The sequence below is a fragment of the Mycolicibacterium austroafricanum genome, from assembly GCF_000612725.1.
GTDB classification, from domain to species: domain Bacteria; phylum Actinomycetota; class Actinomycetes; order Mycobacteriales; family Mycobacteriaceae; genus Mycobacterium; species Mycobacterium austroafricanum.
Map to the genome: position 1 here is coordinate 223,707 of NZ_HG964457.1, position 26,318 is coordinate 250,024.

General features: G+C 67.4%; 26 protein-coding genes. 14 read left to right on the forward strand and 12 right to left on the reverse strand.

What is annotated here, in order from left to right; genetic code table 11:
* The first annotated feature begins 31 nt into the window (after window positions 1-31).
* The 4 genes from xylA (at window position 32) to BN976_RS26045 (ending at window position 4,509) form a co-directional block, all read left to right on the forward strand.
* Window positions 32-1,255, forward strand: a complete 1,224-nt coding sequence (gene xylA, locus BN976_RS26030) for a xylose isomerase (RefSeq protein WP_036375337.1) — start codon at window positions 32-34, stop codon at window positions 1,253-1,255.
* An 82-nt stretch (window positions 1,256-1,337) separates the two neighbouring features.
* Window positions 1,338-2,408, forward strand: coding sequence for a sugar ABC transporter substrate-binding protein (locus BN976_RS26035; RefSeq protein WP_036375339.1), 1,071 nt, complete (start codon window positions 1,338-1,340; stop codon window positions 2,406-2,408).
* On the forward strand, window positions 2,408-3,190 hold the full coding sequence (locus tag BN976_RS26040) for an ATP-binding cassette domain-containing protein (protein ID WP_011782433.1): 783 nt from the start codon (window positions 2,408-2,410) through the stop codon (window positions 3,188-3,190). Before BN976_RS26035 ends, BN976_RS26040 begins: the two co-directional genes overlap by 1 nt.
* A 41-nt stretch (window positions 3,191-3,231) precedes the next feature.
* Window positions 3,232-4,509, forward strand: a complete 1,278-nt coding sequence (locus BN976_RS26045; protein WP_036375572.1) for a sugar ABC transporter permease — start codon at window positions 3,232-3,234, stop codon at window positions 4,507-4,509.
* A 9-nt stretch (window positions 4,510-4,518) separates the two neighbouring features.
* Here the strand turns inward: BN976_RS26045 and BN976_RS26050 are convergent, their stop codons facing one another.
* The 5 genes from BN976_RS26050 to fadD3 are packed head-to-tail and all read right to left on the reverse strand — an operon-like array spanning window position 4,519 to window position 10,284.
* The gene (locus tag BN976_RS26050) at window positions 4,519-5,673 is read right to left on the reverse strand and encodes a pyridoxal phosphate-dependent aminotransferase (RefSeq protein WP_036375342.1); all 1,155 of its coding nucleotides are present in this window, start codon (window positions 5,671-5,673) and stop codon (window positions 4,519-4,521) included.
* Between the two features lie 9 nt (window positions 5,674-5,682).
* The gene (gene ipdE2, locus BN976_RS26055; RefSeq protein ID WP_036375345.1) at window positions 5,683-6,624 is read right to left on the reverse strand and encodes an acyl-CoA dehydrogenase IpdE2; all 942 of its coding nucleotides are present in this window, start codon (window positions 6,622-6,624) and stop codon (window positions 5,683-5,685) included.
* A complete protein-coding gene (locus tag BN976_RS26060; protein ID WP_036375348.1) occupies window positions 6,621-7,580 on the reverse strand; it encodes an acyl-CoA dehydrogenase family protein in 960 nt (319 codons plus the stop codon). Before BN976_RS26060 ends, ipdE2 begins: the two co-directional genes overlap by 4 nt.
* 6 nt (window positions 7,581-7,586) lie before the next feature.
* Window positions 7,587-8,711, reverse strand: coding sequence for an acyl-CoA dehydrogenase family protein (locus tag BN976_RS26065; RefSeq protein ID WP_011782428.1), 1,125 nt, complete (start codon window positions 8,709-8,711; stop codon window positions 7,587-7,589).
* A 1-nt stretch (window position 8,712) separates the two neighbouring features.
* Complete coding sequence (gene fadD3, locus BN976_RS26070) at window positions 8,713-10,284, reverse strand: 3-((3aS,4S,7aS)-7a-methyl-1,5-dioxo-octahydro-1H-inden-4-yl)propanoate--CoA ligase FadD3 (protein ID WP_036375351.1); 1,572 nt, start codon at window positions 10,282-10,284, stop codon at window positions 8,713-8,715.
* Window positions 10,285-10,342: 58 nt separating this feature from the next.
* Here fadD3 and ipdE1 point away from each other — a divergent pair, with 58 nt between their 5' ends.
* From ipdE1 to thpD, 8 genes are all read left to right on the forward strand, one after another.
* Entirely contained in the window at window positions 10,343-11,497 is a 1,155-nt protein-coding gene (ipdE1, locus tag BN976_RS26075) for an acyl-CoA dehydrogenase IpdE1 (RefSeq protein ID WP_011782426.1), read from the forward strand.
* A 28-nt stretch (window positions 11,498-11,525) separates the two neighbouring features.
* Window positions 11,526-12,317 carry a (5R,7aS)-5-hydroxy-7a-methyl-1-oxo-2,3,5,6,7,7a-hexahydro-1H-indene-carboxyl-CoA reductase gene (gene ipdF, locus BN976_RS26080; protein WP_036375354.1) on the forward strand — a complete coding sequence of 264 codons (792 nt, stop codon included), beginning with the start codon at window positions 11,526-11,528 and terminating at the stop codon, window positions 12,315-12,317.
* Window positions 12,314-12,940, forward strand: coding sequence for a TetR family transcriptional regulator KstR2 (gene kstR2 / locus BN976_RS26085; protein WP_011782424.1), 627 nt, complete (start codon window positions 12,314-12,316; stop codon window positions 12,938-12,940). The genes ipdF and kstR2 overlap by 4 nt, the downstream gene beginning before the upstream one ends.
* Window positions 12,933-14,081: a steroid 3-ketoacyl-CoA thiolase FadA6 gene (gene fadA6 / locus BN976_RS26090; RefSeq protein ID WP_011782423.1), complete on the forward strand. Its 1,149-nt coding sequence runs from the start codon at window positions 12,933-12,935 to the stop codon at window positions 14,079-14,081. The genes kstR2 and fadA6 overlap by 8 nt, the downstream gene beginning before the upstream one ends.
* Window positions 14,082-14,484: 403 nt before the next feature.
* Window positions 14,485-15,069 (forward strand): diaminobutyrate acetyltransferase, encoded by a 585-nt coding sequence (ectA, locus tag BN976_RS26095; protein WP_036375575.1) that lies wholly within the window; start codon window positions 14,485-14,487, stop codon window positions 15,067-15,069.
* 18 nt (window positions 15,070-15,087) lie between these two features.
* Complete coding sequence (ectB, locus tag BN976_RS26100; RefSeq protein WP_011782414.1) at window positions 15,088-16,377, forward strand: diaminobutyrate--2-oxoglutarate transaminase; 1,290 nt, start codon at window positions 15,088-15,090, stop codon at window positions 16,375-16,377.
* A gap of 40 nt (window positions 16,378-16,417) precedes the next feature.
* Window positions 16,418-16,810 (forward strand): ectoine synthase, encoded by a 393-nt coding sequence (locus tag BN976_RS26105; protein ID WP_036375357.1) that lies wholly within the window; start codon window positions 16,418-16,420, stop codon window positions 16,808-16,810.
* Window positions 16,807-17,721 carry an ectoine hydroxylase gene (gene thpD, locus BN976_RS26110; RefSeq protein WP_036375360.1) on the forward strand — a complete coding sequence of 305 codons (915 nt, stop codon included), beginning with the start codon at window positions 16,807-16,809 and terminating at the stop codon, window positions 17,719-17,721. The genes BN976_RS26105 and thpD overlap by 4 nt, the downstream gene beginning before the upstream one ends.
* 69 nt (window positions 17,722-17,790) lie before the next feature.
* Here the strand turns inward: thpD and BN976_RS26115 are convergent, their stop codons facing one another.
* The 5 genes from BN976_RS26115 to echA20 form a co-directional block, all read right to left on the reverse strand.
* Window positions 17,791-18,903, reverse strand: a complete 1,113-nt coding sequence (locus tag BN976_RS26115) for an NDMA-dependent alcohol dehydrogenase (protein ID WP_036375363.1) — start codon at window positions 18,901-18,903, stop codon at window positions 17,791-17,793.
* 67 nt (window positions 18,904-18,970) lie between these two features.
* Window positions 18,971-20,041, reverse strand: a complete 1,071-nt coding sequence (gene ipdC, locus BN976_RS26120) for a (3aS,4S,5R,7aS)-5-hydroxy-7a-methyl-1-oxo-octahydro-1H-indene-4-carboxyl-CoA dehydrogenase (protein WP_011782410.1) — start codon at window positions 20,039-20,041, stop codon at window positions 18,971-18,973.
* Window positions 20,038-20,787 (reverse strand): cholesterol ring-cleaving hydrolase subunit IpdB, encoded by a 750-nt coding sequence (gene ipdB, locus BN976_RS26125; RefSeq protein ID WP_036375366.1) that lies wholly within the window; start codon window positions 20,785-20,787, stop codon window positions 20,038-20,040. The genes ipdC and ipdB overlap by 4 nt, the downstream gene beginning before the upstream one ends.
* Window positions 20,784-21,671, reverse strand: coding sequence for a cholesterol ring-cleaving hydrolase subunit IpdA (ipdA, locus tag BN976_RS26130; protein WP_011782408.1), 888 nt, complete (start codon window positions 21,669-21,671; stop codon window positions 20,784-20,786). The genes ipdB and ipdA overlap by 4 nt, the downstream gene beginning before the upstream one ends.
* Window positions 21,668-22,423: a (7aS)-7a-methyl-1,5-dioxo-2,3,5,6,7,7a-hexahydro-1H-indene-carboxyl-CoA hydrolase gene (gene echA20, locus BN976_RS26135; RefSeq protein WP_011782407.1), complete on the reverse strand. Its 756-nt coding sequence runs from the start codon at window positions 22,421-22,423 to the stop codon at window positions 21,668-21,670. Before echA20 ends, ipdA begins: the two co-directional genes overlap by 4 nt.
* A 52-nt stretch (window positions 22,424-22,475) precedes the next feature.
* Between echA20 and BN976_RS26140 the strand changes: the two genes are divergently transcribed.
* On the forward strand, window positions 22,476-23,273 hold the full coding sequence (locus tag BN976_RS26140; protein ID WP_036375369.1) for an SDR family oxidoreductase: 798 nt from the start codon (window positions 22,476-22,478) through the stop codon (window positions 23,271-23,273).
* Window positions 23,274-23,293: 20 nt separating this feature from the next.
* Window positions 23,294-24,199, forward strand: a complete 906-nt coding sequence (locus BN976_RS26145; RefSeq protein ID WP_036375372.1) for an SDR family oxidoreductase — start codon at window positions 23,294-23,296, stop codon at window positions 24,197-24,199.
* On the opposite strand, the gene BN976_RS26150 is transcribed toward BN976_RS26145, so the two are convergent.
* Window positions 24,187-24,903 carry a GAF domain-containing protein gene (locus BN976_RS26150; protein WP_036375577.1) on the reverse strand — a complete coding sequence of 239 codons (717 nt, stop codon included), beginning with the start codon at window positions 24,901-24,903 and terminating at the stop codon, window positions 24,187-24,189. The genes BN976_RS26145 and BN976_RS26150 overlap by 13 nt on opposite strands.
* Window positions 24,904-25,007: 104 nt before the next feature.
* Window positions 25,008-26,300 (reverse strand): histidine phosphatase family protein, encoded by a 1,293-nt coding sequence (locus BN976_RS34075; protein WP_051558565.1) that lies wholly within the window; start codon window positions 26,298-26,300, stop codon window positions 25,008-25,010.
* Between the last annotated feature and the right edge of the window lie 18 nt (window positions 26,301-26,318).

The window sequence follows — 26,318 nt, forward strand, 5'->3', positions numbered from 1 at the left end:
AACCATATCTCGTTGCCACTTGGAGTATCCGATGACCGTGCTGGAGTCCAGCCGCCCCGTTCCCGACGCCCTGAGCCCGAGACGCGAGGACAAGTTCTCGTTCGGCCTATGGACGGTCGGATGGCCCGGCGTCGACCCGTTCGGCGTCGCCACCCGTCCGGCGCTCGACGCCATCGAGGCCGTGGATCGGCTGGCCGCACTGGGCGCCTACGGCTTGACGTTCCACGACGACGACCTCTTCGCGTTCGGCAGCTCCGATGGCGAGCGCCGGCGGGCCATCGATCGGCTGACCTCCGCGTTGAGCGCCAACGGTCTGGTCGTTCCGATGGTGACCACCAACCTGTTCACTCAACCGGTCTTCAAGGACGGCGGCTTCACCAGCAACGACCGCGCGGTGCGTCGCTTCGCGCTGCGCAAGGTGCTGCGCAACCTCGATCTGGCCGCCGAACTCGGTGCCCAGACCTTCGTGATGTGGGGCGGCCGTGAGGGCGGCGAATACGACTCGGCCAAAGACGTGCAGGCGGCGCTGGAACGCTATCGCGAGGCGCTGGATGTGCTGTGCCAGTACGTGATCGACCAGGGCAGCGGAATCCGCTTTGCGATCGAGCCGAAACCCAACGAACCCCGGGGTGACATCCTGCTGCCGACGGTCGGTCACGCTCTCGCGTTCATCGAGACCCTTGCCCATCCGGAGATGGTCGGGGTCAACCCCGAGACCGGGCACGAGCAGATGTCCGGGTTGAACTTCACGCACGGCATCGCCCAAGCCCTGTACAGCGGCAAGCTTTTCCACATCGACCTGAACGGGCAGCGCGGTATCAAGTTCGACCAGGACCTGGTGTTCGGGCACGGAGACCTGGTCAACGCCTTCTCGCTGGTGGATCTACTCGAGCACGGTGGACCCGACGGTGGTCCGGCCTATGACGGCCCTCGGCATTTCGACTACAAGCCGAGTCGCACCGAGGACGCCGAAGGGGTATGGGCGTCGGCCGCGGCCAACATGCGGATGTATCTGCTGCTGCGGCAGCGCGCTGCGGCCTTCCGCGCCGATCCCGACGTGCGTGAGGCGATGGCTGCCGCCAAGGTGGCCGAACTGCGTAAGCCGACGCTGGCGGCCGGGGAGACCTACGCCGACCTGCTGAACGACCGGTCCGCCTACGAGGAATTCGACACCGGCGCCTATTTCGGTGGAAAGGGTTGCGGCTTCGTGGCTCTGCACCAGTTGGCCGTCGAGCACCTGATGGGGGCGCGGTGACGATGCGGACCGAAGACCTGTACCACGCCATACGTCTCAACACGCAACAAATACCGTCTGCCACCCACTCGGAAGGATCCTCGTGAAGCGAACCAGCAGCCTGCTCTTCACCGCAGTCGTCGGGGTCGGCCTGACCTTGACAGCGTGCGGATCCAACTCGGACTCGGGGTCGACCGAAGCGCGAAGCGGCAAGGTCGGTGTCATCCTGCCCGACACCAAGTCGTCGGTGCGCTGGGAGACCAAGGACCGGCCCGCGCTGGAGGCGGCGTTCCAGAACGCCGGCGTGGACTACACCATCCAGAATGCCGAAGGATCGGCTGACACGATGGCCACCATCGCCGACGGCATGATCGCCGACGGTGTCACGGTGCTGGCCATCGTCAACCTCGACTCCGACAGCGGTGCCTCGATCCAGCAGAAGGCGGCCTCTCAGGGCGTCAAGACCATCGATTACGACCGGCTGACGCTAGGTGGCTCCGCCGATGTCTACGTCTCGTTCGACAACAACGTCGTCGGTGAACTCCAGGGGCAGGGTCTCGTCGACTGTCTCGGCGGCAGACCGGCGAATGTGGTGTTCCTCAACGGTTCTCCCACCGACAACAATGCGACGCTGTTCAGCTCGGGCGCGCACTCGGTCGTCGACGCGACGCCGTCGATCACGATCGTCGGTGAGCAGGCGGTCCCCGACTGGGACAACGACAAGGCCGTGACGATCTTCGAGCAGCTCTACACCGCGGCGGACGGCCGGGTGGACGGGGTGTACGCCGCCAACGACGGCCTCGCCGGTTCGGTCATCTCGATCCTGGAGAAGAACAAGCGCGCCGGCCAGGTTCCGGTGACCGGGCAGGACGCGACGGTCGAGGGTCTGCAGAACATCCTGGCAGGAACACAGTGCATGACGGTGTACAAGTCGGCCACCGAAGAGGCCAATGCGCTCGCCGAAGTTGCGATCGCGCTCGCCAACGGGGAGCAGCCCCAGACCACCAGCACCTCGCGTGACGACACCGGCGGACGCGACGTGCCGTCGGTGCTGTTGACACCGAAGTCGATCACCAAGGACAACATCAACGTGGTGTTCGACGACGGTGGACAGTCCAAGGACGAAGTGTGCTCCGGCCAGTTCGCCGAGGCGTGCTCAGCCGCGGGAGTCTGATGGACACCCAACCGCCGATCCTCGAATTGCGGGGCGTCAACAAGAGTTTCGGTGTCGTGCACGTCCTCCACGACGTGGACTTCTGCGTCTACCCCGGCCAGGTGACGGCACTGGTCGGCGACAACGGTGCGGGTAAATCCACCCTGGTCAAGGCGATCGCCGGCATCCATCCCATCGACACCGGCACCTACCTGTTCGAGGGCAAACCGGTGACGGTGCACAGCCCCAACGACGTGTCGGCCCTCGGAGTCGAGGTCGTTTACCAGGATCTGGCGCTGTGCGACAACCTCGACATCGTCGAAAACATGTTCCTGGGAAGGGAACTCAAGCGCCGCGGGATGCTCGACGAGGCGCGGATGGAGACGATGGCCCGTGAGGCGCTGACCTCGCTGTCGGTGCGGACGGTGAAATCGGTGCGCCAGCCGGTGTCCAGTCTGTCCGGCGGACAGCGCCAGACCGTGGCGATCGCGAAATCGGTGCTGTGGAACTCGAAGGTGGTTCTGCTCGACGAGCCGACCGCCGCCCTCGGTGTCGCCCAGACACGTCAGGTGATCGAGCTGGTGCGCGGACTCGCCGAGCGTGGCGTGGGTGTCGTGCTGATCTCGCACAACATGAACGACGTGTTCGAGGTCGCCGACCGGATCTGCGCGTTGTACCTCGGCAGGGTGGCCGCCGAGGTCAAGGCCTCCGAAGTCTCGCACGGCCAGGTGGTCGAACTCATCACCGCCGGCCGCTCGGGCAGTCTCGGTCTGGCGCCCGCGCAGGCCGCCGAGTCGATGTGAACCCGGCCGTGCATTCCCGAGACACAGGTGAGGATCTCGAAGTGACCACTGTCCGTTCCGATTCCGATGTCAGCCTGGCAGACGCTGACTTCTCCGGTGACACCCGCGCCGACGAGACATTCGGCGCCGCGGTTCGCGGCTACCTGCAGCGTGTGCGCGGCGGCGACATGGGCTCGCTGCCTGCTGTTCTCGGTCTCGTCGTGTTGTTCGTGGTGTTCGGCCTGGCCAACGACCGCTTCCTGTCGGCGCTGAACCTGGCCAACCTCATCACCCAGGCCGGGTCGATCTGTGTGCTGGCGATGGGTCTGGTGTTCGTGCTGCTGCTCGGCGACATCGACCTGTCCGCGGGGGTGGCCGGCGGGGTGTCGGCGTGCGCGACGGCGCTGATCGTCGTCAACCTGAGTTGGCCGTGGTGGGCGGCGCTGTTGGTCGGAATCGCCTGCGGCGCACTCATCGGCCTTGCCATCGGGTTGCTGCGCGCCAAGCTCGGGATTCCGTCGTTCGTCGTCACTCTCGCGTTCTTCCTCGGTTTGCAGGGAGTCACGCTCAAGCTCATCGGCGAGGGCGGCTCCGTGCGTGTCGACGATCCGGTGATCCGGGGTCTGACCATCAGCAACCTGCCCGTCGCCGCCGGCTGGGCGATCGCGGCGGTGGTGGTGGTCGGGTTCGCCGGTCTGGAGTTGCACCAGCATCGGCGCAAGATCGCCCTGCGGTTGTCGCACTCACCGCTCGGCGTCGTCGTCGCGCGGGTGGCCGCCGTGGCCGCGGTGGTGCTCGGCGTGACGTACGTGATGAGTGTCAACCGCAGCGTCAGCGCCGTCGCGGACATCCGCGGCATTCCGTATGTGCTGCCGCTGATCCTGGTGCTGCTGATCGCGATGACCGTCGTGCTCAGGCGCACCTCCTACGGCAGGCACATCTACGCCGTCGGCGGCAACGCCGAGGCCGCGCGCCGCGCCGGTATCTCGGTGGACCGCATCCGGGTGTCGGTTTTCGTGGTCTGCTCGTCGCTGGCGGCGTTGAGCGGAATCATCGCCGCGTCGTACGCGGGCAAGGTGTCGGCGTCGTCGGGCGCGGGGAACACACTGCTCTACGCGGTCGGTGCGGCGGTCATCGGCGGCACGAGCCTGTTCGGCGGCAAGGGCCGTGCCATCGACGCGGTGATCGGCGGTGTGGTGGTCGCGACCATCGCCAACGGGCTGGGACTGCTCAATCAGTCGTCGTACATCAACTTCCTGGTTACCGGCGGCGTCCTGCTCCTTGCCGCGAGCGTCGACGCGATCTCCCGCCGCAGACGGTCGTCGACCGGGCTGGGGTAGACCGCTCCGTCAGGCCAGCCATGCCCCGATGCGGCGCAGCGCCTCTTCGAGGTCCGAGGCGGGGCCCGCGAACGACAGCCGCACGAACGCGCCACCGCGGACGGTGTCGAAGTCGACCCCCGGCGCGATCGCAACGCCGGTGTCGTCCAACAGCTTCGAGCAGAACGCCAGCGAATCGGTGGTCAGGTGCGACACGTCGGCGTACACGTAGAACGCGCCGTCGGTCGGGGCCAGCCGGTCGATACCGAGCGCGCGCAGCCCGTCGAGCAGCAGTGTCCGGTTCGCGGCGTAGTCGTGGAGCAGGGCCTCGGCCTCGGCGATGGATTCGGGGGTGAACGCGGACACGGCGGCGATCTGCGGCAGCGCGGGAGGGCAGATGGTGAAGTTGCCGGTCAGACGGTCCACTGCGCGTTTGAGTTCGTCGGGCACCAGCAGCCACCCCAGCCGCCACCCGGTCATCGCGAAGTATTTCGAAAAGCTGTTCACCACAACGGCTTCCCGCGACGTTTCCCATGCGCAGCTGGTCGCGGGTGCCCCCGGGTACACCAGCCCGTGGTAGACCTCGTCGCTGATCAGCCGCACTCCGGAGGATTCGCACCACGCCGCGATGGCGGCGAGTTCCGCTGGTGGGATGACGGTGCCGCTCGGGTTCGCCGGGCTCGCGACGATCACGCCCGACACCGGCGGGTCCAGCTCGGTGAGCATCTGCAGCGTCGGCTGGAACCGGGTCTCGGGTCCGCAGGGCAGCTCGACGACCTCGCAGCCCAGTGCGGTCAGGATGTTGCGGTAACACGGGTAGCCGGGGCTGGCGATCGCGACGCGGTCGCCGGGGTCGAAGCATGCCAGGAACGTCAGCAGGAATCCGCCCGACGAACCCGTTGTCACGACGACGTCGTCGGGATCGACGGTGAGTCCGTGACGCGCCGTGTACGAGCCGGCGATGGCCGCCCGCAGCTCCGGAATGCCCAGGGCGACGGTGTAGCCGAGGTCGTTGCGGTTCAGCGCCGCGACGGCCGCGTCGCGCACCGCCGACGGGGCGCCGGCGCTCGGCTGCCCGGCGGAGAGGTTGACCAGGTCACCGTGGGTGCGCTGGCGCTCGGCCGCGGCCAGCCACACGTCCATCACATAGAACGGTGGGATACCCGAGCGCTGCGAGACGGTCATCCCGCCAGGCTAGAACACCTGCGCTTCGAGCCGGCGCAGCTGTTCCCGCGGCGGCCCGAAGAGCTGGGCGCTGCCGTGGGCCCGCTTGAAGTACAGCTGGATGTCGCTCTCCCAGGTGATCGCGATGCCGCCGTGCATCTGCACCGCCTCGGCCGCGACCTTCGAGAACGCCTCGCCGGCCGCCAGCCGGGCCAGCGCCGCCGATGTCGCGGTCGGTTCCGCCACCGCCTCGTCGACGACGGCCTTGGCCGACTGCACGGCGACGTAGAGGTCGGCCATCCGGTGCTTGAGCGCCTGGAAGCTGCCGATCGGCCTGCCGAACTGCACGCGGTCCTTGGTGTACTGCACCGTCAGCTCGAGGCAGCGGGTGGCGGCCCCGATCTGCTCGGCCGCCAGCAGGATTGCCGCGGTGTCGGCCAGGCCGGGATCGGCGCCCAACGGCGAGGTTTCGGTGGCCTCGACGGCGGCCAGCGGCCGGGTGATGTCCATCGCCACGGCGGGTGTCGCGGTGAACGAGGTCCAACGCGTCAGCGCGTCGCCGTCTGCGGCGATCACGACGTCGGCGACGTTGCCGTTCACGACGTAGCCGGGATCGAAGACGACGGTGCCGATGGCAGCACCCTCAGCCAGCGCTGCCAGCGCTTCCGCGTCGGGCTCTGCGACGGACAGCAGTGCCAGCTCGGCGAGTGTGGTGCCCAGCAGCGGCGTCGGCACCAGGCCCTTGCCCAGTTCCTCGAGAACGACTGCGGCGTCACCCAATTCGCCGCCCGCTCCGCCGAGTTCCTCGGGCACCACCAGTGCGGCGGCACCCACCTGCTCGCACAGCATCTTCCACAGCGCCTCGTCGTAGCCCCGCTCGGAGGCCGCGGCCGTGCGCACCGCCTCCGGCGAGGCATGCTTGTCGACGAGCGCGGCGACGGTGTCGCGTAACAGGTCCCGTTCTTCGCTCATTTGGTCAGTGCCTCCAACACTCGCCGCCGGTGCCATGTCGGGTCGCCCCAGGCGGGGCGCAGCGCCTGCACCCGCAGCAGCAGCAGCGACAGGTCGTGTTCCTGGGTGAAGCCGATCGCCCCGTGGGTCTGCAACGAGGAACGCGCCGCCAGCAGGGCGGCGTCGGCAGCGGCCACCTTGGCCGCGCTGACGTCGCGCCCGGTGTCCGTCGAACCGTCGGCGAGCGACAGCGCCGCGCCGTAGACGAGCGGCCGGGCCAGCTCGACCGCGATCAACACGTCGGCCAGCTTGTGCTTGATGGCCTGATAGGTGCCGATCACCGTGCCGAACTGGCTGCGCTGCTTGGCGTACTCCACCGACGCGTCCAGCATCGCCTGCGCCGCGCCGACGAGCAGGGCCGAGGTCGCCAGCGCGCCGAATTCGAACGCGCGCGCCACATCGGCGGCCTTCCGGTCACCGGAGGCACTGACCTCGAACAACTTCCGGCTCGGATCCACCGACTCGTGTTCGGCGCCTGCCGATGCATTGCTGACTGAGCCGTCCTCGGCGAGCAGGATCAAGCCTGCGGTGTCCGCGTTCACGGCTCGGGGGACCAGCGGCGGTGCGGCGACGGTGGCGATCAGCTCTCCGGCGGCCAGCGCGGCGCTGCGATCATCGTCGGCCAGCAGCACCGGAGCCACCGCGACGGATTCGGCGACCGGACCCGGCACGTTCCACCGGCCCAGTCGCTCCAGCGCCACCACCAGGTCCACCGGGTGGGCTTCGATGCCGTCGAACTTCTCGGGCACCATCAGCGCGGTCACGCCGAGGTCGGCAAGCTGTGACCACACCTTGCGGCCGGGGGCGGTGTCGCCCTCATCCCACGCCCGCACCGCGGCGGGCACGTCCGCAGCACCCAGTGCGGCGTCGATGCTCGCGGCGAAATCCCGCTGCTGTTCGTCGATCTCAAAGTTCACGTTCGTCTACTTTCGGGGCAGGCCCAGGAGCCGCTCGGCGATGATGTTGCGTTGGATCTCGTTGGTCCCGGCATAGATCGGCCCGCCGAGCGCGAACAGTAGACCCTCGGTCACCGAATCGGTCAGCTCACCGTCTGCGCCGCGCAGATCCAGCGCGGTCTGGTGCAGGGCGACGTCGAGCTCGGACCAGAACACCTTGGTGATCGACGATTCCGCGCCCAGTTCACCGCCGTTGCTCACCCGGGTGACGGTGCCGAACGTGTGCAGCCGGTAGGCCTGGGCCTTGATCCAGGCGTCGGCCACCCGATCGGTGAACGCCGGGTCGGGATTGTCCTTCCATTGCGCGACAAGGCGTTCGGCAGGAGCGAGGAAACGGGCCGGGCTGCGCAGCGACATGCCGCGCTCGTTGCTCGAGGTGCTCATCGCCGCGCGCCACCCGTCGTGCACGCCACCGATCACGTCCTGATCGGGCACGAAGACGTCGTCGAGGAAGATTTCGCCGAAGCCGGTGTCGCCGCCGAGCTGAGCGATGGGGCGGACCGTGACCCCCTTGGCCTTCAGGTCGAACATGAAGTACGTAAGCCCCTTGTGGCGCTGTGCTTCCGGATCCGAGCGGAACAACCCGAACGCCCGCTCGCCGAACACCGCCCGCGAACTCCAGATCTTCTGCCCGTTGAGCAGCCAGCCGCCGTCGGTCCTGGTCGCCGTCGAACGCAGCGAGGCCAAATCGCTGCCGGACTCCGGCTCCGACCATGCCTGCGCCCAGATCTCCTCGCCGCTGGCCATCTTCGGCAGGATGCGGTCCAGCTGTTCCTCGGTACCGTGCGCGAACAGTGTCGGCGCCAGCATCGAGGTGCCGTTGGCGCTGGCCCGGCCCGGGGCGCCGGCGCGGAAGTACTCCTCCTCGTACACGATCCACTGCAGCAGCGACGCATCACGGCCGCCGTACTTCTCGGGCCACGTGATCACCGACAGCCCGGCGTCGAAAAGCACCTTGTCCCAACGGCGGTGCTGTTCGAACCCTTCTGCGGTGTCATAGGACTTGGTCGGGAACGCGCTCTTGTTCGCGGCGAGGAAATCACGTACCTCGGCCCGGAACTCGGACGTGGCGTCGTCGAAGGTCAGGTCCAATTCAGGCCCTCTCACTGTGTTGGCGCAGAAGTGGCTTGACCACCTTGCCGCCTGGGTTGCGCGGCAGCGCGTCGAGGAATTCGACGGTCCGCGGGGTCTTGAAGTTCGCGAGATGCTCTCGCGCGTAATCGATTACCGTCTTCTCGTCGAGCTCGGCGCTGGGGAGTGTGACCACGAATGCCTTGCCGACCTCACCGAGCCGCTCGTCGGGAACGCCGATCACCGCTGCTTCGGCAACACCGTCCAGGCGGGCCAGCACCTGCTCGATCTCGGCGGGATACACGTTGAACCCGCCGCAGATGTACATGTCCTTCAGGCGGTCGGTGATCTTGAGATTCCCGGCGTCGTCGAGCTCGCCGACGTCACCGGTGTGCAGCCACCCGTCGGCGTCGATCGCCGCGGCGGTGGCTTCCGGGTCGTCGAGATAGCCCAGCATCACGTTGGGGCCACGCAACAGCACCTCGCTTTGCTCGCCGATCCGCAGCTCGAAGTCGGCGATCGGGCGGCCGGACGTGGTCGCGACCGTCACCGCGTCGTCGTCGGCGCGGCACATCGTGCCGAATCCCGCGGCCTCGGTCAGTCCGTACGCCGTCAGCACGATGTCGATGTCGAGTTCGCTCTGCATCCGCTCGATCAGCACGACGGGAATGGTGGCCGCACCGGTGACCGCGAAGCGCAGCGAGCTCAGGTCGTAGTCGCCGCGCTTCGGGTGGTCGAGCAGCGTCTGATAGATCGTCGGGGGACCGGGCAGCACGGTGATGCCGTGCTCCTGGACGGCCCGCATCGCGTTCTCGGGGTCGAACGTCAGCTCGGGGAACAGCGTGGCACCGGTCTGCAGGCAGGCCAGGATGCCCGCCTTGTAGCCGAAGTTGTGGAAGAACGGGTTGATGCACAGGTAGCGGTCGTCGCTGGTGACCTGTCCGCACGCGGCCCACGCCGCGGACGCGTCGAGCGACTGGCGGTGCGCGCAGCGCACACCCTTGCTGCGGCCGGTGGTGCCGGAGGTGAACAGGATGTCGGAGACGTCGTCGCCGGTGACAGCCGCGACACGTTCGTCGACCGCATCCAGGTTGGCGCCCCTGCTCATGAACTCGTCCCAGGTCCCGTCGCTCTTCTCGATCGGGATCCGCACCACGTGTCGTAACGCGGGCACCGCGGCACGGTCGACCGAAGCGGCCTTGTCCGCGCCGAGGAACTCCCCGGAGGCGAACAGCAGGGGCGCCGCGGTACGCACCAGGATGTCTTCGGCCTCGCTGGCGGTGTAGCGCGTGTTCAGCGGGACCAGGACGCCGCCGGCGTGGTGGATGGCCAGGCACGCGACCACCCAGTGCCAGGTGTTCGGCGACCAGATCGCCACCCGGTCGCCCGGTTCGATGCCCAGGTCGATCAGGGCCGCGGCGGCCTGCCGGACCTCGGCGCGCAGTTCGGCGTAGGTGAGAGTCCGGGCTGCGGCCGGATTGCCGGATTCGCCTGCCACGGCTGGATTGCCGGCTCCGCCGGCGGTGGTCACGACCGCGGGGTGGTCGGGCAGCTCACGCGCGATCCGGTCCAGAACCGCGGGAGTGGTCCGCATCGATACTCCTCCAGGGATCGGCTACCCAAGCAAGTGCTTGGTAGGCTACCCTACAGGGGTGATAGAGGTCCAGGAGTTCAGGGCTGAGGTCCGCGACTGGCTCGCCGAGAATCTGGTCGGTGAATACGCCGCGCTGAAGGGCCTGGGAGGCCCCGGCCGCGAGCACGAGGCGTTCGAGGAACGGCTGGCATGGAACCGGCATCTGGCCGCCGCCGGCCTCACCTGTCTGGGGTGGCCCGAGGAGCATGGCGGCCGCGGCCTGTCGGTCGCGCACCGCGTCGCGTTCTACGAGGAGTACGCCAAGGCCAACGCCCCCGACAAGGTCAACCATCTCGGTGAAGAGTTGCTCGGCCCGACGTTGATCGCGTACGGCACGCCGGAACAGCAGCAGCGGTTCCTGCCGAAGATCCTCGACGTCACCGAGCTGTGGTCGCAGGGCTACTCCGAGCCGGGCGCGGGCAGCGACCTCGCCAACGTGTCCACCACCGCCGTGCTCGATGAAGAGGGTCGGCAGTGGCACATCAACGGCCAGAAGGTGTGGACCTCGCTGGCGCACTGGGCGCAGTGGTGCTTCGTGGTGGCCCGCACCGAGAAGGGGTCCAAGCGTCACGCCGGCCTGTCCTACCTGCTGGTCCCGCTGCAGCAGCCCGGCGTCGAGATCCGGCCGATCATCCAGCTGACCGGTGACTCGGAGTTCAACGAGGTGTTCTTCGACGACGCCCGCACCGACGCCGACCTCGTGGTCGGTGAGCCCGGCGACGGGTGGCGGGTGGCGATGGGGACGCTGACGTTCGAGCGCGGCGTGTCCACGCTCGGGCAGCAGATCCGTTATGCGCGTGAGCATTCCAACCTCGTCGAGCTGGCCAAACGCACCGGTGCCGCCGACGACCCCCTGATCCGGGAGCGCCTGACCCGGTCGTGGGCGGGTCTGAAGGCGATGCGCTCGTACGCCTTGGCCACCATGGATGTCGAGCAACCCGGCATGGATAACGTGTCGAAGTTGTTGTGGGCCAACTGGCATCGCGAGCTCGGCGAGATCGCGATGGACGTGCAGGGCATGGCCGGGCTGACCCTTCCCGGCGGCGAGTTCGACGAGTGGCAGCGGCTGTACCTGTTCTCCCGGTCCGACACCATCTACGGCGGATCCAACGAGATTCAGCGCAACATCATCGCCGAGCGCGTGCTCGGCCTGCCCCGCGAGGCCAAGGGATGAGCGCTCGCGCGAAGACCAGAGGAGCAGCATGACCGATCTTTCCGTCGCGCCCACCGAGATCGAGGGCCACGGCCTGCTCAAGGGCAAGGTTGTCCTGGTGACCGCCGCCGCAGGCACCGGCATCGGGTCGACGACGGCGCGGCGTGCGCTGCTGGAGGGTGCCGATGTCGTCGTCTCCGACTACCACGAACGGCGGCTGACCGAGACCCGCGACGAACTCGCCGCGCTCGGGCTCGGCAAGGTCGACTCGGTGGTCTGCGACGTCACCTCCACCGAGGCCGTCGACGCGCTGATCACCTCGACCGTCGAGAAGGCCGGTCGCCTGGACGTTCTGGTCAACAACGCGGGCCTGGGCGGCCAGACCCCGGTGATCGACATGACCGACGACGAATGGGACCGCGTCCTCAACGTCACGCTGACCTCGGTGATGCGCGCGACCCGCGCGGCGTTGCGGTACTTCCGCGACGCCCCGCACGGCGGCGTCATCGTCAACAACGCCAGCGTGCTGGGGTGGCGCGCGCAGCATTCGCAGTCGCACTACGCCGCCGCGAAGGCCGGCGTGATGGCCCTGACCCGGTGCAGCGCAATCGAAGCCGTCGAGTACGGGGTGCGCGTCAACGCGGTCTCACCCAGCATCGCCAGGCACAAGTTCCTGGAGAAGACCAGTAGCTCGGAGCTGCTGGACCGGCTGGCCGAGGGTGAGGCGTTCGGCCGGGCCGCCGAGCCCTGGGAGGTGGCGTCCACCATCGCGTTTCTTGCCAGCGACTACTCCAGTTACCTGACCGGCGAAGTGATCTCGGTGTCGAGCCAGCACCCATGAGCAGTGGGCAGGCCCCACAGGCCAACACCCGACGCGACGAGCTCCTGCAGCTCGCCGCGACGATGTTCGCCGAGCGTGGACTGCGCGCCACCACCGTGCGTGACATCGCCGACTCGGCGGGCATCCTGTCGGGCAGCCTCTACCACCACTTCTCCTCCAAGGAGGAGATGGTCGATGAGGTGCTGCGTGGTTTCCTGGATTGGTTGTTCGACCGCTACCAGCAGATCGTGGCGACCGAGCCGAACCCGCTGGAACGCCTGAAGGGTCTGTTCATGGCGTCGTTCGAGGCGATCGAGACCCGGCACGCCGAGGTCGTGATCTACCAGGACGAGGCCAAGCGGTTGTCCGCACAGGGCCGGTTCGCCTACGTCGAGGAACGCAACAAGGAACAGCGCAAGATGTGGGTCGACGTGCTGACACAGGGCATCGACGAGGGCTACTTCCGTCCCGACGTCGACGTCGACCTGGTGTACCGGTTCATCCGCGACACCACCTGGGTGTCGGTGCGCTGGTACCAGCCCGGTGGCCCGCTGACCGCCCAACAGGTTGGCCGGCAGTACCTTTCGATCGTCCTCGGTGGGATAACCGCCGAGCCAACAAGCAAGGAGAGCACCAATGGCTGAGGCGTATGTCATCGACGCTGTACGCACCGCGATCGGCAAGCGCAACGGCTCACTCGCCGGCATGCACCCTGTCGACCTCGGCGCGGCGGGCTGGCGTGGGTTGTTCGCGCGCAACGACGTGGACCCCGGCGCCGTCGACGACGTCATCGCCGGCTGCGTCGACGCGATCGGTCCGCAGGCGGGCAACATCGCGCGGCTGTCCTGGCTGGCGGCGGGCTACCCCGAAGAGGTGCCGGGTGTCACCGTCGACCGGCAGTGCGGCTCCAGCCAGCAGGCGATCTCGTTCGGCGCGCAGGCGATCCTGTCCGGCACCGCCGACCTGATCGTCGCCGGCGGCATGCAGAACATGAGTCAGATCCCGATCAGCTCGGCGATGATCGTCGGCGAACAGTTCGGGTTCACCTCTCCGACAAACGAATCCAAGAGCTGGCTGCACCGGTACGGCGACCAGGAGATCTCCCAGTTCCGCGGCGCGGAGATGATCGCCGAGAAGTGGGACATCTCCCGTGAGGACATGGAGCAGTTCGCGCTGACCAGCAACCAGCGTGCCCAGGCCGCGATTCGCGCCGGTCACTTCGAGAACGAGATCATCGATGTGGACGGCTTCCGTGTCGACGAGTGCCCTCGCGAAACCACGCTGGAGAAGATGGCCGGCCTCAAGACGCTCGTCGACGGCGGCCGGCTGACCGCGGCGATGGCGAGCCAGATTTCCGACGGTGCCAGCGCCGTGCTGCTGGCCTCGGAAAACGCAGTGAAGGTTCATAACCTGAAGCCGCGCGCGCGAATCCATCACATCAGCGCCCGGGGCGCCGACCCGGTGTTCATGCTCACCGGCCCGATCCCCGCCACCCAGTACGCGCTGGACAGGGCCGGTCTGACGATCGAGGACATCGACACCGTCGAGATCAACGAGGCCTTCGCGCCCGTCGTGCAGGCCTGGCTCAAGGAGACCAAGGCCGACCCGGAGAAGGTCAACCCCAACGGCGGCGCGATCGCACTCGGGCACCCGCTCGGGGCCACCGGCGCAAAGCTCTTCGCCACCATGCTGAACACGCTGGAGCGCACCGGCGGCCGTTACGGCCTGCAGACCATGTGCGAAGGTGGCGGCACCGCGAACGTCACGATCATCGAACGCCTCTAGCAGTACCCTGCCAGGACGCCGATGCAGGCGTGTTGGCGTGATGTGTCGAGAACCCCCGGTTCGGAGCGTCCTTCGAAGGCCGCCGCCGATCCCGGGGGTTCTCGTCGTTCTCGGCCGGGGAGTCCGCCGCGGTGACCGCGGAGATGACGGCTCGCAGTCACCGCGGACCCGGCCGGGCAGGGGTGAGGTAACGATTTGATCACAAGCTGAGAGGCTGCTGTGACCTGCCCAATCGGGCGATCGTCGCCGTCCGAGCGTCGCAGCCTCCAGGGTTTTCGCGGTCCGGGCGACCACCGCAGGTTTGCGTGCAAAACCTTTGCCGGAATACGGTCGGAGCACCGATGACGTAACTGATGACGCACGAAAACTCTGTTCGGTGGTGATCTTCTAGGTGAACATCCATGTGTCGCGTGGCGCGGGCATCGCGTCGCGTACTTGGACAACTGCTGCGAAAAGTACTGTGGTGCGCAGCAATTCGTGGGTCCGTTTTCTCCGGCGACCGTCTGATCGCGACGCGATCTCGATGCATCGCCTCGTGGCCGACACCAGGGTGCTCGATGTGAACTCGACGTACACCTATCTGCTGATGGCCACAGACTTTGCCGACACGACGATCGTGGCCGATCGGGACGGCGAACTCTGCGGTCTGATCACCGCCTACCACCCCCCGGTTCGGCCGGAGGTCCTGTTCGTCTGGCAGGTGGCGGTCGCCGAGTCGGCGCGGGGCACCGGGCTGGCCGGCGTCATGCTGGACACCCTGGTGGACCGGGTCCGGCGCGACCGCCACGGTCATCCGGTCACCGTGGAGGCGACGGTGTCCCCGGACAACGCGGCGTCACGGGCCTTCTTCGGCGCGTTCGCCAAGCGACACGGGGTGCTTCTCGTCGAACAGCCCCACTTCACTTCTGCCCAGCTCGATTCCGACGGAAACCACGAGGACGAGCCGCTTCTGCGAATCGGTCCAATCGCGACACCCATGGTCGACTGACCACCATCGAAAGGACACATGTCAACTCCAGCCACGATCGTCCGTCCCGGGGAACCCGACCTTCCAGCGGTGTACAGCTCCGTCGAATCGGAGGTGCGCAGTTACTGCCGCAACTGGCCGGCCACGATGGCCCACGCCCAGGGATCGTGGGTGACCGACGTGTCGGGTCGTCGCTATCTGGACTTCTTCGCCGGTGCAGGGGCATTGAACTACGGGCACAACAACCCCATCCTCAAGCAGCCGCTTCTCGATTACCTCTCCAGCGACATGATCGTGCACTCACTGGACATGGCGACCGAAGCCAAGACCCGTTTCCTCGAGACATTCGAGCGGCTGATCCTGAGGCCGCGCGGGCTCGACTACAAGGTGCAGTTCCCGGGGCCGACCGGCGCGAACACCGTCGAGGCGGCGCTCAAACTCGCCCGCAAGGTGACCGGCCGCGAGTCGATCATCAGCTTCACCAACGCATTTCACGGAATGACGCTCGGGGCGTTATCGGTTACCGGCAACTCGATGAAACGCGCCGGCGCCGGCATCCCGCTGGTGCATGCGACACCGATGCCGTACGACAACTACTTCGGCGGGGTCACCGAGGACTTCCATTGGTTCGAGCGGGTGCTCGACGACTCCGGCAGCGGTCTGAATCGACCGGCCGCTGTCATCGTGGAGACCGTGCAGGGCGAAGGCGGTCTCAACGTGGCGCGGGTGGAGTGGCTGCGCGGACTCGCCGAGCTGTGTCAGCGCCGCGAGATCCTGCTCATCGTCGACGACGTCCAGATGGGGTGCGGACGTACGGGTCCGTTCTTCAGCTTCGAAGAGGCTGGGATCGTCCCGGATATCGTCACGCTGTCGAAGTCGATCAGCGGTTACGGATTGCCGATGGCGCTGACGCTGTTCCGCCGCCAGCTCGACGTCTGGACTCCCGGTGAGCACAACGGAACTTTCCGGGGACACAACCCGGCCTTCGTCACCGCCGCGAAGGCGCTTGAAACCTACTGGGAAACTGAGACATTCGTCGAGGATACGCTGGCAAAGGGCCGACGGGTCCGGGAGCGGCTCGTCGGCATCGCCGGGAATCATCCCGGTGTCACTGCGCGCGGGCGGGGTATGGCCCAGGGGCTGAAGTTCGAGGATGCGGCGGTGGCGGGCGCCGCCGCCGGTGCCGCGTTCGAGCGAGGTCTCTTGGTGGAGACGAGTGGTCCGGCCGACGAAGTGATCAAGCTTCTGCCGCCGTTGACGACATCCGAAGAAGACCTGGACTCGGGCATCGACATCCTCGCCGAGGCGATCGCGGTAACGGTCGCCTGAACAACCGCCGGACCATGCGCAGAAAGGAGCGTGCAGACCATTGATCGTCCGCACCACTGACGAGATCACCGGGACGAATCGTGATGTGGCAGCCGAGCACTGGAGGTCCAAGCGGATCATCCTGGCCGACGACGGCGTCGGGTTCTCGTTTCATGAGACCACGATCGACGCGAACTCCGTGAGCGAGTTCCACTATCAGCACCATGTGGAGGCCGTGTGGGTCGTGGAGGGCACGGGTACGCTCACCAACCACGAGACCGGTGAGGTGCACCCGTTACGGCCCGGCACGATGTATCTGCTGAACGGCCATGAGCGGCACAGGGTTACCTGCGACACCACGATGCGCATGCTGTGCGTGTTCAACCCGCCCGTCACCGGCCGGGAGATCCACGACGAGAACGGTGCCTACCCTCCGGCGGTGCAGGCAAGTTGAGTTCCCGGCATCTTTCGCAGAGCACAGACCGGTACCCGACCCGGCTGGACACGCAGATCGACCCGATCGCACGCGAGGAGCCGACCGTGTGGGGCTCGGCGGCCAACGGTCCGCTGGCCGCGGCCGATCTCGACTCCATGGCGAGCAATGGATACATGGTGCGGCGCGACGCGGTGGAGGCAGCTTGGCTGCCGGCCCTGACCGCAGAACTCGACCGTGTCGCGGCGACGGCGGACCCGCGGGACCCGCGGATCATCCGCGAGCCGGGCGGCAGCATCCGGTCGGTGTTTCAGCCGCACCTCTTCAGCGATCTGATCAGCGAGGTCGTCACGCTGGACACCGTGCTTCCCGTCGCCCGTCAGTTGCTGGGCAGTGACGTCTATCTGCACCAGGCGCGCATCAACATGATGCCCGGCTTCACCGGGACCGGCTTCTACTGGCATTCCGATTTCGAGACCTGGCATGCCGAGGACGGCATGCCCGAGATGCGTGCGGTGTCATGTTCCATCGCCTTGACTCAGAACTTCCCGTACAACGGTTCGTTGATGGTGATGCCCGGGTCGCATCGGGTCTTCTATCCCTGTGTCGGGGCCACGCCCCGCGACAATCACGCGTCATCGTTGGTCAAGCAGGAGATCGGCGTCCCGAGTCATGCCACCTTGACCGCAGCTGCCGATCGGCACGGTATCGACCAGGTCACCGGTCCCGCCGGAACCGCGCTGTGGTTCGACTGCAACATCATGCACGGGTCGGGCTCGAACATCACGCCGTACCCCAGGTCGAACATCTTCCTGGTGCTCAACTCGGTGGAGAACCGGCTGCTCGCGCCGTATCGGGCGGAGACGCCACGTCCGGAGTACCTGGCGGCCAGGACCAGCCAACCGTTCAGCGCCACCGCCCTCACCACTTGACGCCGAAATTGCATTCCAGCAGGCCTCTACTCGAAAAACCGCTGCTGGAATGCAATTTCGGCGGATCGGTCAGTGGTCGTGCAGGATGACGCCGCGGATGTTGCGGCCCGCCCGCATGTCCTCGTAGCCCTCGTTGACCTCGGCGAGCTTGTACTCGTGGGTGACGGTCTCGTCGAGCAGCAGCTTGCCCTCGCGGTACAGCGACAGCAGGCGCGGGATGTCGGCGCGCGGGTTGGCCTCGCCGTAGAGGCTGCCCAGCAGCCGCTTCTGGAACAGCGTGAACATCATCATGCCCAGGGTCGGCTGGTTGTCGGCCATCGTCGACAGCGCCGTCATCACCACGGCGCCGCCCTTGCGGATGATATTGGCCGCCTCCTCGAGCATCGAGCCCTCCAGCAGGCCGACGGTCAGGATCGCCGAGTCGGCCATCACGCCACGGGTGAGGTCGGCAACCAACGCGGTCGCCTCTTCCATCGAGGTCACGAAGTGGGTGGCGCCGAACCGGAAAGCCAACTCCCGCTTCGATTCCACCGGTTCGATGACGATGATCTTCTCGGCGCCGGCCAGTCGGGCCCCCTGGATTGCACCGCTGCCGATCCCGCCGAGCCCGATGATGACGACGGTGTCGCCGGGTGACACGTCGGCGGTGTTGACCGCCGAGCCCCAGCCGGTGGTGACGCCGCAGCCGAGCAGGCACGCCCGCGACAACGGAATGTCGTCGTCGATCTTGACGATGGACGCCTCGGGCACGGTGCCGTACTGGGAGAACGTGCCGACGAGTGCCATCACGCCGACGTCTTGCCCGCGGACGTGGCGGCGGTAGGTGCCGTCGAGTTGCGTGCCGGCCATGATCATCGCGCCGAGGTCGCACAGGTTCTGGTGGCCGGTCGAACAGAACCGGCACCGCCCACAGGCAGGCAGGAACGACGCGACCACGTGGTCGCCCGGCGCGAGACCGACGACGCCAGGACCGACCTCGCGGACGATGCCCGCGCCCTCGTGACCGCCGATCAGCGGCAGCGGCGCGGGCAGATCACCGGTGCGGATGTGCTCGTCGGAGTGGCACAGGCCGGTTGCCTCCCAGGACACCAGCACCTCGCCGTCGCCCGGCGGGTCAAGGTCGATCTCCTCGACCGTCCAGTCGCCACCGTACTCCCACAGAATCGCCGCGTTGGTCTTCATGCGGCCGAGTCTAGGAAGCTCAGATGGAGCGCACGGCGGAATCGCTGGACGCGCGTCAAATGTGTGCTCAGCGGATGTGTTGCGAGGCCTTCTGCAAGTGTTCGACGGCTTCGGCGACGATCGCCGGCACCAGTTCCGCGCACGAGGGCAGATCATCGATGATCCCGGCCACCTGGCCGGAGGCGAGCACACCGGCATCGGTGTTGCCCTCGACGAGGCCCGCCTTGAGCAGCATCGGAGTGTTGGCGGCCATCACGACCTGCGACCACGTCAGGTCCTTGCCGTGCCGCATGGCCAGCCCGTCGGTGATCATCGACTTCCAGGTCATGCCGGACATCTTCTTGAACTTCTGCGCGTTGAGCACCGCTGCCGAGAGCCCCCGGATCGGGGACCCGCTCTCCAGCTTCTCGACCAGCCCGGTGCGCAGCACCCGGTGCGGCATACCGTCGACCTTGGTCGACACCACGGTGCCGTCCAGCGCGGCGTCCAGGTAACGCTGCTTGACCGCGTCGGGCACGGTCGAGTCCGACGTCAGCAGGAACCGGGTGCCCATGGCGACCCCGGCCGCGCCGTACGACAGCGCGGCGGCCAGGCCCCTGCCGTCGAAGAAGCCACCCGCGGCGATCACCGGCATCCCGGTGTCGGCGACGGCGTCGAGCACCGACGGCAGCAGCAGCGTGGTGGCGATCGGGCCGGTGTGCCCGCCGCCCTCACCACCCTGCACGATCACTGCGTCGGCGCCCCAGCCCGCCACCTTCTTGGCGTGTTTGGCCAGACCGACCGACGGAATCACCACCACGCCGGCGTCTTTCAGCCTCGCGATGAGATCGGGCTTCGGGGCCAGCGCGAACGACGCGACCTTGACCCCTTCGCGGATCAGCAGGTCGACGCGTGCGTTCGCATCGCCGGCATCGGCGCGGATGTTGATGCCGAACGGCTTGTCGGTGGCGGCCTTGACCTTGGCCACCGCGGTGGTGAGCTCCTCCAGCGTCATCGTCGCCGAGGCCAGGATGCCCAGCCCGCCGGCATTCGACGTCGCCGACACCAACCGGGCGCCGGCGACCCACCCCATCCCGGTCTGTACGACGGGATGCTCGATGCCGACCAGTTCGGTCAGCGGGGTGCTGAGCCGACTCATACCTTTACTTCCTTGTCGCGCAACGACTTCGGGTCGATGACCTCGCGCAGCAGCTTCTGCTCGTCACCGGACGGCAGTCGGGTAGTCGCTGCGTCGGCCAGGCCGTGCACCTCGAACGAGGTGTTCTCGGCGACCTGGTCCGGCTCGACGCCGGGGTGCAGCGACACCGCGCGCATCTGATGGTCGGGGCCGTTGAAGTCGAACACGCCGAGGTTGGTCACCACCCGGTAGACGTTGACGAACCGGTAGGCCGGATTGTCGGGATCGACCTTGTCCCAACCGATCCCGGACACGATGTCGACTTCTGTGCCGAACACCCGCTTGGAGTGGTTGCCCACCCAGTAGCTGGTGGCGTGGTTGATGGTGTTGCCTGGCGCGCCGCGCACGCCGAACATCTGGCGCGTCGGGTGCTGCAGCGGACCGAACGCGGACAGGTTCTGGTTGCCGTAGCGGTCGATCTGGTTTGCGCCCATCACCACATGCCGTCGACCCCAGGCCAGCGTCTCGAAGACCCGGCCGAAGGGCATCCAGCCCTCGATCGTCGCGGCGGCACCGATGGCCGGGGTGTCGGCGATCAGTCGGGCCTCACCGTCGGTCAGCACGATGTCGGGGGAGAACGTCAGCCGGGCCAGCCGGGCGCCGATCGACACGATGGTCGTCATCGGGCTGACCATGATCTCGCCTGCGTCGCGGAACAATTCGGCACAGGCGACGGCGCACACCTCGGCGCGGGTTGCGGAGATCACTTGGCGGCCTCCCGATCCTCGGTGAACTTGCGGACGGCGGCCTGGTAGTCGGCCTCGCTGCCGGACAGGTAGGTCTTGACGAACTCGGCCCACGTCTCGTCGGAGCCCGCAGCCTCGGCGTAGTGCCGCTGGAACTTCTCATCGCGGCGGTAGTCGGGCTCGGCGGTGGTGAAGTGAGCCCCGTTGGGCGCCTCGACCACGGTGTCGACCATCATCCGGTTGATCAGCAGAGCCTGTGGCGGAACGGATTTCACCAGCTCTTCGGTGGACACCACCCTCTCCACCGACAGGAGACGCTTCTGCGCCGACATCAGGAACAGGTCGTCGAAGTACGGGTCGATGCCGGTGTAGGCCGCATTGCCCTTGGCGTCTCCGATGTTCATGTGCACGAACGCGGCGTCCAGGTTCAGCGCGGGCATCGCGACCAGTTCCTCGTAGCCCGAACCCGTCGGATACGGCGAACGCACGGTCTTGAGCTCGTCACCCCAGAACGCGCGGACGTCGCTGCCCAGTCCGGCGCGGATCGGCAGGAACGGCAGGCGCTGTGCGGCCGCCTGCAGGCCGCAGCGCAGCATGCCCTCGTCCATCTCGCGGGCCTCGATCGATCCCGACGTGCGGGCCTTGGCAAACCACGGATCGTAGAACGGCGGCGAATCCAGCGACACGAAGCCGTAATACACCCGCTTGACCTTGCCCGCCGAGCACAGCAGCCCCAGGTCGGGTCCGCCGTAGGTGACCACGGTCAGGTCGGTGACATCGGTGCGCAGCAGGGCGCGGACGAACGCCATGGGCTTGCGCCGCGACCCCCAGCCGCCGATGCCGATGGTCATCCCGCTCTGTATCGAGGACACCGCCTCGTCCAGAGTTGTTCTCTTGTCGCTCACGCCTTCCCCTTTTCTGTCCCGGCGAACGCGTCGCGGTGCTCGTCGGACACGCCGGCGAGGTTCAGTTCGAACGTGAAGCCTTGCTCCATGCGGTATCTCGCGTTGACCGGCTGGATGTCGATGAAGTTCAGCGCTTCCTTGGCGGCGCGGATCACCCGGGTGTCCTTCGACGCGATGTCGCGCGCGACTCGCAGCGCGGCCTCGTCGAGATCGGCCCGTGGCACCACCTCGTGAACCGAACCGAAGTGGTGCAGGGTGTCTGCGGTGACGGTGGCGGCGGTGAAGAACAGCCGGCGCATCATGTGCTGTGGCACCAGTCGCGACAGGTGGGTGGCCGCGCCGAGCGCGCCCCGCTCGACCTCGGGCAGCCCGAACTTGGCGTCGTCGGAGGCGACGATCACGTCGGAGTTTCCGACCAGGCCGATGCCGCCGCCGACGCAGAAGCCGTTCACCGCCGCGACGACGGGCACCGCGCACTCGTAGACCGCGCGGAACGCCTCGTAGCAGCCGCGGTTGGCGTCGATCAGCGCGGTGAACCCTTCGGTGTTCTGCATCTCCTTGATGTCCACACCGGCGTTGAAACCGCGGCCCTCGGCCCGCAGGATCACGACGTGCGTGCTGTGGTCGCGCCCCGCGGCGGTGATGGTGTCGGCCAGTTCGAACCAGCCGCGGGACGGGATCGCGTTTACGGGCGGGTAGTCGACCGTGACGGACACAATGCCCGGTTCCACGGTCTTTGTGGTGATCGGCATGCAAACTCCTGGGTCGCTACCTAAGCAAGCACTTGCTTGGTACGCTAGCACAGTGACTGACGCCGTCGACAGTGCCCGCAGCGGCATCGCCCTTGGCCTGACCGGACGCGTCGTGCTCGTCACCGGTGGCGTGCGCGGCGTGGGTGCGGGTATCAGCAAGGTCTTCGCCGACCAGGGCGCCACCGTCGTGACGTGTGCGCGCCGTCCGGTGGAGGGATCCCCCTACGAGTTCCGGTCGTGTGACATCCGCGAGGACGACTCGGTCAAAGGCCTCGTCGAAGGCATCGTGTCCGACCACGGCCGCCTCGATGTGGTGGTGAACAACGCGGGCGGCTCCCCGTATGTGCTCGCCGCCGACGCGTCGGCCAAATTCAGCGCCAAGATCGTGGCACTGAACCTGCTTGGTGCGCTGTCTGTTTCAACCCACGCCAACGCAGCGATGCAGGCGCAGGCCGCCGGGGGCTCGATCGTCAACATCACCAGCGTGAGCGGCAGGAGGCCCACTCCGGGCACCGTCGCGTACGGCGCGGCCAAGGCCGGCATGGAGAACATGACCGCCACACTGGCCGTGGAATGGGCGCCGAAGGTCAGGGTGAACTCCGTCGTGGTGGGCATGGTGGAGACCGAACAGTCGGAACTCTTCTACGGAGACGCCGATTCGATCGCGGCGATCTCCAAGAACGTGCCGCTGGGCCGGCTGGCCAAACCCGAGGACATCGGTTGGGCCACCGCATTTCTGGCCTCTGACGCGGCGTCCTACATCAGCGGTGCGTCGCTCGAGGTGCATGGTGGCGGGGAGCCGCCGCACTACCTGGCGACCACCACTGCCGACATCAAGACACAAGGGTGACTTCAGAAAAGGGGTTAGCAATGGGACTGCTCGACGGCCGCGTGGTCATCGTGACAGGTGCAGGTGGCGGAATCGGTAGGGCGCACGCGCTGGCGTTCGCCGCCGAGGGAGCGCGCGTGGTGGTCAACGACATCGGCGTCGGACTGGATGGTTCCCCGGCCGGCGGAGGAAGCGCCGCCCAGGCGGTCGTCGACGAGATCGTCGCCGCCGGTGGTGAAGCGGTCACCAGCGGCGCCAACGTCGCAGACTGGGCTCAGGCCGAGGGGCTGATCCAGACTGCCGTGGACAGTTTCGGGACTCTCGACGTCCTGGTGAACAACGCGGGCATCGTCCGGGACCGGATGTTCGCCAACACCAGTGAGGAAGAGTTCGACGCCGTCACCGCCGTGCACCTGAAGGGCCACTTCGCCACGATGAAGCACGCCGCCGCGTACTGGCGCGCGAAGTCCAAGGCGGGCGAGAGTGTGGACGCCCGCATCATCAACACGAGTTCCGGTGCGGGACTGCAGGGCAGCGTCGGGCAGGCCAACTACAGCGCTTCCAAGGCAGGCATCGCGGCGCTGACCTTGGTCGCCGCCGCCGAGATGGGCAGGTTCGGCGTCAGCGTGAACGCGATCGCGCCGTCGGCGCGCACCCGGATGACCGAGACCGTGTTCGCCGACATGATGGCCACCCAGGACAACGACTTCGATTCGATGGCACCCGAGAACATTTCACCGCTGGTCGTGTGGCTGGGCAGCGTCGAGTCTCGCGATGTGACCGGCAGGGTGTTCGAGGTCGAAGGCGGCAAGATCCGTGTCGCCGAGGGCTGGGCGCACGGCCCGGAGATCGACAAGGGTGCCCGCTGGGATCCGGCCGAGCTCGGCTCCGTGGTGCCGGATCTGCTGGCCAAGGCGCGGACGCCGGTGCCTGTCTACGGCGCCTGACCCCGCTGCGCGCGGGGGAAGATGTGGTCGGCGGCCAGTTGCGCCAGGTCGCGCAGTGTGGTCACGTGACCCGACGTCCAGTCGCGGGGGATGGTGTCCCAGACGCACAGCGTGCCGACGGCGTGACGGTCTTCACCGATCAACGGGATGCTGAGGTAGGCGACCACGCTGCCGTCGCTGACCGCGGGGTTGTGCTGCAGCACAGGATCGGTGCGGGCGTCGGCGAGCACCAGCGGCTGGCCCGACGCCACGGCGTACTGGCACAGGGACCGCTGGATCGACGTCTCCCGTGATTCCGGCTCCTGGCCCGCCGACCCGTGCATGCTGACGAAGAACTGTCGGTCGTGGTCCACGAGTGAGACAGCCGCGCCCGGCGCTGCCAAGGCGGCGGCCGCCATGTCGACGATGCGGTCGTACACCTTCTCGGCGGGCGAATCGAGCAGACCGGTCGCGTACAGCACCCTAAGCCGTTCCGGGTCGGTGATGATCGATTGCGGCCACTGCCACTGTGCGGGAACCGGGATCTGCGCGTTGGACAGATGCGCCAGCAACTCGTCGTGCACCCCGTCGTTGGTCGTGACGTCGTCCATCAGTCGCATGGCGACGGCCTCGGCGACGTAGCGGTCCGGCGACAGGCCGGCCTTGTCCGCCAGCTCCATCACCAGGCGGTTGAGCCAGTCGTCGAAGCCGGATACCGAGACCACCCGCCAACGATAATTGAGCAGGGACACCCGCGGGCCGGTGTTCGCACCGAAATCCCGTGGTCAGACCAGGAAACGCGCCGATTTTCGCGGCCTGCCGAATCGGCTCAGGCGGCTTCCTTCTCTGCGGCACCGTCGGTACCTTCAGCCACTGCGGCACCGTCGTCGGTCTCGTCGGTCTCGTCGTCTCCGGTGGTGTCGGCGGTGGTGGTTTCGGTCTCGATCTCCGATTCCTCGGGCTGCGACGCGGAGATGTCGGGTTCCAGGGCCTCGGGTTCCGGGGCTTCGGATTCCTCCGGTGTCTCGGCATCGCCGGACGCCGCCTCGCGCGTTGGGCTCTCGACATCCTCGGACGGGACCACCGCGACGACGTCATCCGGCACGTCGGCGGGGACGTCGGCGGGGACATCGGATTCGTCGGTGGTGGATTGGGCCGACGTCGGCGCCTCGACCTGTATGGATGGTGCCGGAGGGAAGACCAGCTCGAAGACGTCGGTGGCGACCGCGCCGACGAACCTCACCGGCGCCAACACGACGTCGATGACCGCGTGCGCGAACGCGTCGGTGATGGCGGCGAGGTCTCCGGTGGCGAATGCCTTCTTGACGTTGTAGACCGCGGTCTGCGGAGTGGTGATCAGTTCCCGGACGTTGACGAACGTCTTGGTCAAGAATGACGGGTCCGGGTCCACGGCGACGCCGTCCCAGCTCACCAGCGTCCAGCCGTCCTCCGGATTGCCTTCGAGCACAACCACTCCGGTGTTCGGCAGCTGATGGCTGAGCAACAAGCCGAGGTCGGGGTTCTCGACGTTCATCATCGTCCAGAACATGATGGTCGCGCCGTGGGAGAACGCGACCGGCCGCGCCCACCCGTCCTCGTAGATGATCTGCACGGCTTCCGACATCCGGTCCTGGAAGACGTTGCCGTTGGTGTCCGTGGAGTGGGGGATCCACGCGGATCGCAGGCCCAATGTCCACAGCGCCGGGGTCAGTCCGTACCCCAGCCGGCCCAGGCCGTCGGTTTCCGAGGAGCCTTCGTAGGTGCCGGCGTCGATCTCGCGCAGACCGGGCAGCACCGTGACCGACTCACCGAGGATGTCGGCCAGCGGCGCGGCGGTTTCCTGGGTGCGGACCATGTCCGAGGCGTAGATGCCGTGGTAGCCGCCGGCCGCGAGCACTCCGGCGATGAGGGCGGCCTGCTGCTGTCCCAACGCCGTGATGTGGGGACCGGGAACCTCGGTGTTGATGATTCCGTCGGCGTTCGCCTGTGATTCGCCGTGCCGGACGAAGGTCAAGACGATGTCGGCGGCTGCGAACGCCGACGCGGCGAAAAGGACCGCCGCGGCCAGCGTCGCGACCAGGATTGTCAGCAGCCTGCGCGCTGTCCGGCGAACGTCCCGCATGGTGCTGACGCTAACAAC